Raw genomic sequence first — 5833 nt, forward strand, 5'->3', positions numbered from 1 at the left:
ATTCACCCGATCGCGATGGACGACGGTCTGCGTTTCGCAATCCGTGAAGGCGGCCGTACCGTTGGCGCGGGCGTTGTAGCAAAAGTTCTGAGCTAATTGCCGATAACATTTGACGCAATGCGCACTAAAAGGGCATCATTTGATGCCCTTTTTGCACGCTTTCGTACCAGAACCTGGCTCATCAGTGATTTTCTTTGTCATAATCATTGCTGAGACAGGCTCTGTTGAGGGCGTATAATCCGAAAAGCTAATACGCGTTTCGATTTGGTTTGCCTCGCGATCGCGGGGTGAAAATGTTTGTAGAATACTTCTGACAGGTTGGTTTATGAGTGCGAATACCGAAGCTCAAGGAAGCGGGCGCGGCCTGGAAGCGATGAAGTGGGTCGTTGTGGTGGCATTGCTCCTGGTAGCAATTGTCGGCAACTACCTTTATCGCGACATTATGCTGCCGCTGCGTGCGCTGGCCGTAGTAATTCTGATTGCTGCAGCGGGTGGTGTCGCGCTGTTAACGACAAAAGGAAAAGCAACCGTTGCTTTTGCCCGTGAAGCGCGTACCGAAGTCCGTAAGGTCATTTGGCCGACTCGCCAGGAAACATTGCACACCACGCTGATTGTGGCTGCGGTTACCGCAGTAATGTCACTGATCCTGTGGGGACTGGATGGTATTCTGGTTCGCCTGGTATCCTTTATCACTGGCCTGAGGTTCTGAGATGTCTGAAGCTCCTAAAAAGCGCTGGTACGTCGTTCAGGCGTTTTCCGGTTTTGAAGGCCGCGTAGCAACGTCGCTACGTGAGCATATCAAATTACATAACATGGAAGATTTGTTTGGTGAAGTCATGGTACCAACCGAAGAAGTGGTTGAAATCCGTGGCGGACAGCGTCGCAAAAGCGAACGCAAATTCTTCCCTGGCTACGTCCTCGTTCAGATGGTGATGAACGACGCGAGCTGGCACCTGGTGCGCAGCGTACCGCGTGTGATGGGCTTCATCGGCGGTACTTCCGATCGTCCTGCGCCAATCAGCGATAAAGAAGTGGATGCGATTATGAATCGCCTGCAGCAGGTTGGCGATAAGCCGCGTCCGAAAACGCTGTTTGAACCGGGTGAAATGGTTCGTGTTAATGATGGTCCGTTCGCTGACTTCAACGGTGTTGTTGAAGAAGTTGATTACGAGAAATCTCGTCTGAAAGTGTCTGTTTCTATCTTCGGTCGTGCGACCCCGGTAGAGCTGGACTTCAGCCAGGTTGAAAAAGCCTAACCCAGCGATCAAAAAAGCGGCGATTTAATCGTTGCACAAGGCGCGAGATTGGAATACAATTTCGCGCCTTTTGTTTTTATGGGCCTTGCCCGTAAAACGATTTTTTATATCACGGGGAGCCTCTCAGAGGCGTTATTACCCAACTTGAGGAATTTATAATGGCTAAGAAAGTACAAGCCTATGTCAAGCTGCAGGTTGCAGCTGGTATGGCTAACCCGAGTCCGCCAGTAGGTCCGGCTCTGGGTCAGCAGGGCGTAAACATCATGGAATTCTGCAAAGCGTTCAACGCAAAAACTGATTCCATCGAAAAAGGTCTGCCGATTCCGGTAGTAATCACCGTTTACGCTGACCGTTCTTTCACTTTCGTTACCAAGACTCCGCCGGCAGCAGTTCTGCTGAAAAAAGCGGCTGGTATCAAGTCTGGTTCCGGTAAGCCGAACAAAGACAAAGTGGGTAAAATTTCCCGCGCTCAGCTGCAGGAAATCGCGCAGACCAAAGCTGCCGACATGACTGGTGCCGACATTGAAGCGATGACTCGCTCCATCGAAGGTACTGCACGTTCCATGGGCCTGGTAGTGGAGGACTAAGAAATGGCTAAACTGACCAAGCGCATGCGTGTTATCCGCGAGAAAGTTGATGCGACCAAACAATACGACATCAACGAAGCTATCGCTCTGCTGAAAGAGCTGGCGACTGCTAAATTCGTAGAAAGCGTGGACGTTGCTGTTAACCTCGGCATCGACGCTCGTAAATCTGACCAGAACGTACGTGGTGCAACTGTACTGCCGCACGGTACTGGCCGTTCCGTTCGCGTAGCCGTATTTACCCAGGGTGCAAACGCTGAAGCTGCTAAAGCTGCAGGCGCTGAACTGGTAGGTATGGAAGATCTGGCTGACCAGATCAAGAAAGGCGAAATGAACTTTGACGTTGTTATTGCTTCTCCGGATGCAATGCGCGTTGTTGGCCAGCTGGGCCAGGTTCTGGGTCCGCGCGGCCTGATGCCAAACCCGAAAGTGGGTACTGTAACGCCGAACGTTGCTGAAGCGGTTAAAAACGCTAAAGCTGGCCAGATTCGTTACCGTAACGACAAAAACGGCATCATCCACACCACCATCGGTAAAGTGGACTTTGACGCTGACAAACTGAAAGAAAACCTGGAAGCTCTGCTGGTTGCGCTGAAAAAAGCAAAACCGACTCAGGCGAAAGGCGTGTACATCAAGAAAGTTAGCATCTCCACCACCATGGGTGCAGGTGTTGCAGTTGACCAGGCTGGCCTGAGCGCTTCTGTAAACTAATGCCTTTACGTGGGCGGTGATTTTGTCTACAATCTTACCCCCACGTATAATGCTTAATGCAGACGTATATCCGAGATATTCGGGTTGTAGCAAGGCGGCAACTGAGTGAGTCGCCAGGAGCATAGCTAACTATGTGACTGGTGCGAACGAAGGAAGCCAACGCCGCTACAAGCTGAATAGCGACGGATAGAAAAGATTTGTTCGTTGGAGCCTGGCCTATCCAGGCCTCCGTCGAAGACCGCAGGAGTTTCGCAAGAAACTTAATCCCCTGCGTAGACGGTGACAGAACGCTAAGATTATTCTTTTATATTCTGGCTTGTTTCTGCTCACCGTAATTAAGACGCTCTCTCCGTTTGGAGGAGTGAAGTGAGTTCCAGAGATTTTCTCTGGCAAACATCCAGGAGCAAAGCTAATGGCTTTAAATCTTCAAGACAAACAAGCGATTGTTGCTGAAGTCAGCGAAGTAGCCAAAGGCGCGCTGTCTGCAGTAGTTGCGGATTCCCGTGGCGTAACTGTAGATAAAATGACTGAACTGCGTAAAGCAGGTCGCGAAGCTGGCGTATACATGCGTGTTGTTCGTAACACCCTGCTGCGCCGTGCTGTTGAAGGTACTCCGTTCGAGTGCCTGAAAGACGCGTTTGTTGGTCCGACCCTGATTGCATACTCTATGGAACACCCGGGCGCAGCTGCTCGTCTGTTCAAAGAGTTCGCGAAAGCGAATGCAAAATTTGAGGTCAAAGCCGCTGCCTTTGAAGGTGAGCTGATCCCGGCGTCTCAGATCGACCGCCTGGCAACTCTGCCGACCTACGAAGAAGCAATTGCACGCCTGATGGCAACCATGAAAGAAGCTTCGGCTGGCAAACTGGTTCGTACTCTGGCTGCTGTACGCGATGCGAAAGAAGCTGCTTAATCGCAGTTATCTTTTTAACGCATTCGCTTACGTATAAACTTATTCTGATATTCAGGAACAATTTAAATGTCTATCACTAAAGATCAAATCATTGAAGCAGTTGCAGCTATGTCTGTAATGGACGTTGTAGAACTGATCTCTGCAATGGAAGAAAAATTCGGTGTTTCCGCTGCTGCTGCTGTAGCTGTAGCTGCTGGCCCGGTTGAAGCTGCTGAAGAAAAAACTGAATTCGACGTAATTCTGAAAGCTGCTGGCGCTAACAAAGTTGCTGTTATCAAAGCAGTACGTGGCGCAACTGGCCTGGGTCTGAAAGAAGCTAAAGACCTGGTAGAATCTGCACCGGCTGCTCTGAAAGAAGGCGTGAGCAAAGACGACGCAGAAGCACTGAAAAAAGCTCTGGAAGAAGCTGGCGCTGAAGTTGAAGTTAAATAAGCCAACCCTTCCGGTTGCAGCCTGAGAAATCAGGCTGATGGCTGGTGACTTTTTAGTCACCAGCCTTTTTGCGCTGTAAGGCGCCAGTAGCGTTTCACACTGTTTGACTACTGCTGTGCCTTTCAATGCTTGTTTCTATCGACGACTTAATATACTGCGACAGGACGCCCGTTCTGTGTAAATCGCAATGAAATGGTTTAAGCGTGATAGCAACAGGCATTGCGGAAAGTGTTCCATTTTCCGGTCAACAAAATAGTGTTGCACAAACTGTCCGCTCAATGGACAGATGGGTCGACTTGTCAGCGAGCTGAGGAACCCTATGGTTTACTCCTATACCGAGAAAAAACGTATTCGTAAGGATTTTGGTAAACGTCCACAAGTTCTGGATGTACCTTATCTCCTTTCTATCCAGCTTGACTCGTTTCAGAAATTTATCGAGCAAGATCCTGAAGGGCAGTATGGTCTGGAAGCTGCTTTCCGTTCCGTATTCCCGATTCAGAGCTACAGCGGTAATTCCGAGCTGCAATACGTCAGCTACCGCCTTGGCGAACCGGTGTTTGACGTCCAGGAATGTCAAATCCGTGGCGTGACCTATTCCGCACCGCTGCGCGTTAAACTGCGTCTGGTGATCTATGAGCGCGAAGCGCCGGAAGGCACCGTAAAAGACATTAAAGAACAAGAAGTCTACATGGGCGAAATTCCGCTCATGACGGACAACGGTACCTTTGTTATCAACGGTACTGAGCGTGTTATCGTTTCCCAGCTGCACCGTAGTCCGGGCGTCTTCTTTGACTCCGACAAAGGTAAAACCCACTCTTCGGGTAAAGTGCTGTATAACGCGCGCATCATCCCTTACCGTGGTTCCTGGCTGGACTTCGAATTCGATCCGAAGGACAACCTGTTCGTACGTATCGACCGTCGCCGTAAACTGCCTGCGACCATCATTCTGCGTGCCCTGAACTACACCACAGAGCAGATCCTCGACCTGTTCTTTGAAAAAGTTATCTTTGAAATCCGTGATAACAAGCTGCAGATGGAACTGGTGCCGGAACGCCTGCGTGGTGAAACCGCATCTTTTGACATCGAAGCTAACGGTAAAGTGTACGTAGAAAAAGGCCGCCGCATTACTGCGCGCCACATTCGCCAGCTGGAAAAAGACGACGTCAAACTGATCGAAGTCCCGGTTGAGTACATCGCAGGTAAAGTGGTTGCTAAAGACTACATTGATGAGTCTACTGGTGAGCTGATCTGTGCTGCGAACATGGAGCTGAGCCTGGATCTGCTGGCTAAGCTGAGCCAGTCTGGTCACAAGCGTATCGAAACGCTGTTCACCAACGATCTGGATCACGGCCCGTATATCTCTGAAACCTTACGTGTCGACCCAACTAACGACCGTCTGAGCGCACTGGTAGAAATCTACCGCATGATGCGCCCTGGCGAGCCGCCGACTCGTGAAGCCGCTGAAAGCCTGTTCGAGAACCTGTTCTTCTCCGAAGACCGCTATGACTTGTCTGCGGTTGGTCGTATGAAGTTCAACCGCTCTCTGCTGCGCGACGAAATCGAAGGTTCCGGTATCCTGAGCAAAGACGACATCATTGATGTTATGAAAAAGCTCATCGATATCCGTAACGGTAAAGGCGAAGTCGATGATATCGACCACCTCGGTAACCGTCGTATCCGTTCCGTTGGCGAAATGGCGGAAAACCAGTTCCGCGTTGGCCTGGTACGTGTAGAGCGTGCGGTGAAAGAGCGTTTGTCTCTGGGCGATCTGGATACCCTGATGCCTCAGGATATGATCAACGCCAAACCGATTTCCGCAGCAGTGAAAGAGTTCTTTGGTTCCAGCCAGCTGTCTCAGTTTATGGACCAGAACAACCCGCTGTCTGAGATTACGCACAAGCGTCGTATCTCCGCACTCGGCCCAGGCGGTCTGACCCGTG

At 50.5% G+C, this 5833-nt stretch carries 7 protein-coding genes and 1 pseudogene; all 8 read left to right on the top strand.

All coding sequences use genetic code 11. From position 1 onward, the window contains the following. Window positions 1-96: EF-Tu C-terminal domain-related protein (locus ATB02_RS25040; RefSeq protein ID WP_072106224.1), on the top strand; the 96-nt coding region annotated here is incomplete at its 5' end. A gap of 229 nt (window positions 97-325) precedes the next feature. After that, window positions 326-709: a preprotein translocase subunit SecE gene (secE, locus tag ATB02_RS25045; RefSeq protein WP_001275702.1), complete on the top strand. Its 384-nt coding sequence runs from the start codon at window positions 326-328 to the stop codon at window positions 707-709. Between the two features lies 1 nt (window position 710). Continuing rightward, window positions 711-1256, top strand: coding sequence for a transcription termination/antitermination protein NusG (gene nusG / locus ATB02_RS25050; protein WP_001287516.1), 546 nt, complete (start codon window positions 711-713; stop codon window positions 1254-1256). A gap of 158 nt (window positions 1257-1414) precedes the next feature. Further along, complete coding sequence (gene rplK / locus ATB02_RS25055) at window positions 1415-1843, top strand: 50S ribosomal protein L11 (protein WP_001085926.1); 429 nt, start codon at window positions 1415-1417, stop codon at window positions 1841-1843. A gap of 3 nt (window positions 1844-1846) precedes the next feature. After that, window positions 1847-2551, top strand: coding sequence for a 50S ribosomal protein L1 (gene rplA, locus ATB02_RS25060; protein ID WP_001096680.1), 705 nt, complete (start codon window positions 1847-1849; stop codon window positions 2549-2551). A gap of 412 nt (window positions 2552-2963) precedes the next feature. Then, complete coding sequence (rplJ, locus tag ATB02_RS25070) at window positions 2964-3461, top strand: 50S ribosomal protein L10 (protein WP_001207201.1); 498 nt, start codon at window positions 2964-2966, stop codon at window positions 3459-3461. Window positions 3462-3527: 66 nt separating this feature from the next. Beyond that, window positions 3528-3893, top strand: a complete 366-nt coding sequence (gene rplL / locus ATB02_RS25075; protein WP_000028878.1) for a 50S ribosomal protein L7/L12 — start codon at window positions 3528-3530, stop codon at window positions 3891-3893. 319 nt (window positions 3894-4212) lie between these two features. After that, a pseudogene (rpoB, locus tag ATB02_RS25080) lies at window positions 4213-5833 on the top strand (DNA-directed RNA polymerase subunit beta); the annotation flags it as partial.

It is taken from the genome of Escherichia sp. MOD1-EC5189 (assembly GCF_002966045.1).
Taxonomy (GTDB): Bacteria; Pseudomonadota; Gammaproteobacteria; order Enterobacterales; family Enterobacteriaceae; genus Escherichia; species Escherichia coli_F.